Source organism: Endozoicomonas ascidiicola, from assembly GCF_001646945.1.
In the GTDB taxonomy this organism is placed as follows: domain Bacteria; phylum Pseudomonadota; class Gammaproteobacteria; order Pseudomonadales; family Endozoicomonadaceae; genus Endozoicomonas; species Endozoicomonas ascidiicola.
In genome coordinates, this window is record NZ_LUTV01000024.1 from 1 (window position 1) to 2,687 (window position 2,687).

The following is a 2,687-nucleotide window of genomic DNA, read 5'->3' on the forward strand; positions in this document are numbered from 1 at the left end:
GCCGCACCAGCTGTGTATGACAGGCTCTGTGTGTCCGTGTGGTCAACATCGCTGATGGTAAAGCTGCCGCTGTCGGAAAGAGTAGACGTCAGTTCACCGACATCATTGTCGCCCATTTCTGTGATATCACCGATGACATTCGTGGTGGCTTCAATAATAGGCACATCGTTAGTACCGGTCAGGGTGATGACAATATCCTGATCTACCTCACTACCTTCGCCGTCGGACACAGTGACTGTGTAGGTTTGGGTAAGGGTTTGACCGGCGGCCAGGTAGTCGATATCACTATCAGAAACCTCGAAATCCCAATCGATACGACCGGAGCCATCCCCAGTGGTATTGTCTCCTACAGTGACACTGAAACTGCCCAGATATTCGCTACTGGCACTGGCAAAGGTCACGCTTTGAGTATCCGAGAGCTCAACGTCGGCGATGGTGAAGCTGCCATTATCCGATAGAGTGGAAGTCAGTTCCCCAGCTATGTCATCAAATAGCTCTTCAAGAGTGCTGTACACTTTGGTTTCTGCTTCAACGATTGGCGCATCATTGGTACCGGTGATATTCAATGTGACTGCTGCCTCGGATTGCAGTCCGCCGTTGTCACTCATCTGGTAGTAGATTTCGATGGAGGTTATTTCGCCAGTGGTCAGATAATCAAAATCACTACCAGGGTCGAAAGCTAGTTGGTTGTTTTGGATAGAGACGGAGCCAAAGCCAGTGATAGGAGAGCCACTGTGATCGGTGATATAAGCTTCATCCAGACTGAAGTTGTCGGGGGTGTCGGTAAAATCTACATCTTGATCATTAGCTAAGACATTAATAGTTAACAGTTCGTTTTCAGTGATGTCTTCACTATCATTGACGGCCACAGGGATTTCATTGATTTCATTGACAGAGATGGCGATGCTTGCCGTTTCCTTTAGTGTGCCTGAATCCTCAACTTCAATAACCAAGTTGTAATCTGGTCGATCTTCGTAGTTCAGGTCACCGACCAGGCTGAGGGCGCCAGTTGCCGGATCAATTTCAAACTTTTCATCTTCGTTGCCGGATATAATCCGGTAGATGATAGAAGCTCCCTCGGGGTCTTTGGCGAATACCGTGCCCACAATCAAGGAGCCGTCAGCTAGGCTGTTCTCGTTAATGGCGAACGACTGGTCCAGAATCTTTATTGTCTGGTTCAGTGCGATAGTCGCTTCCGGTGCTTCAGTGATTTCGGGGATATGGTTTTCAGGGCCGGTAGCAATTGCTGATTGACTGGAATTTCCAGGTTGGCTTTCGTGATTTAGCCCATCGTAATTGATAACGACTTCTTTAATATACGTGTCTTCAGCAGGCTTATTATTATCGGGGCTGGTTGATTCTTTTCGAGCTTGTGGCTCGCTGTTTTCCCTATTCGAAACATCCGGTACAGGCTTACTTTGATCTGATGCAGTTTCAATCTCAGAGGTGGGTAGCTCGGATGAATGATCAGTTAATAGAGAGGGGCCTAAAACAACTCGCTGATTGTTGACCAAATAGAACATCTGATTATTAATCAGTTCAATCGTTACGTTTGCTTCGGATTGATTAATAATGGTTTCATTCAGGTACAACGGATCGCCAACATAGGCGTTACGAATTTCCCCTTCTTCATTGGTAACCAGCACCATTCCTTCGGCTTCGCTGATATACCCAATAATATCGCCGGCGTTTTTATCCATAATATCCACTCACAAAACACGCATGTTAACCGGTAGACTGCTTGATAAACGGTACAGATGGTTGGTTTAAAAATAGAAAAGGTGAACAATGCTCACTTTTTATCTAGGAGACTGACCGAGATAGGTTGTCCTCCTAATGCTTCCAATGCTTCCCGCATAATTAATGATAGCAGTTTAAGTAGCTTCTCAATAACTGCTGGGCAACGTTAGTACCAAATTACTGTAGCCCTTGGTAATCAATAATCATGTACTATTGTTTTACACGATTTTTGGCAGCGCCCAGCACTTTTTGAGAAGTTACCAGTTTAAAGATTGGCAGGATTTGTCTTATGTCGCTTTTGAGGCAAAAAGTGGATTGGTTAGTTGTGTGTCAAATTTCCGTTTTCCGTTGATCGTAAAAGCCAACGCCGCTTGTGCTTTTGCGGAAAACGGAAATGATCTCAGCCTGTGACTAATACCAATGACGTTTTTAAATTGTGGAACGAGTAAGTTATTTTGGGCGACTGGGCAATACCCACAGAGCATAAAGGCAAAGAGACGAGTCATAGCCTTTATGCCCTGTGGGTATTTATGCCCTGTGGGTATTTATGCCCTATGGGTAGTAGCTATGCCGAGGAACTTCAACGCAGATCCAGTCGGTCAAAATAGCTGCGCAACCTATAACCTAAATCCTGCAATCCATCCGTAAAAAACCCTTGCAATATCCTATGAATAAAGGGATTAAGTGACCTTTCCATTTTTAGAAGGCATCACTTTTTCCATGAGCACAAAAAAGAAGTCKAAAGCACGGTTAAACCATCGGAAAGTTCACTTCACTCAGGCTAAAAAAGCGATCACCAGTCAGGCAGGCCTGATCCCTGCGTTCAGCTTTCTTAACCGTTTCGGTTTGTCTGGCGTACTGGACAAGCGGATCAACATTGAACGAGGTGCCAATGCAACGTTTCAGCTGTCGGATGTCATTATACTGATCACCACCGGTATTTTGGC

General features: G+C 45.3%; 2 protein-coding genes. One reads left to right on the forward strand and one right to left on the reverse strand.

The annotated features are described in order from the left end of the window. Window positions 1–1,700: VCBS domain-containing protein (locus AKL11_RS24240; RefSeq protein WP_216636851.1), on the reverse strand; the 1,700-nt coding region annotated here is incomplete at its 3' end. Window positions 1,701–2,460: 760 nt separating this feature from the next. Between AKL11_RS24240 and AKL11_RS24250 the strand changes: the two genes are divergently transcribed. Continuing rightward, the coding region (locus tag AKL11_RS24250) for a hypothetical protein (protein ID WP_436404701.1) at window positions 2,461–2,687 on the forward strand (227 nt) is incomplete at its 3' end.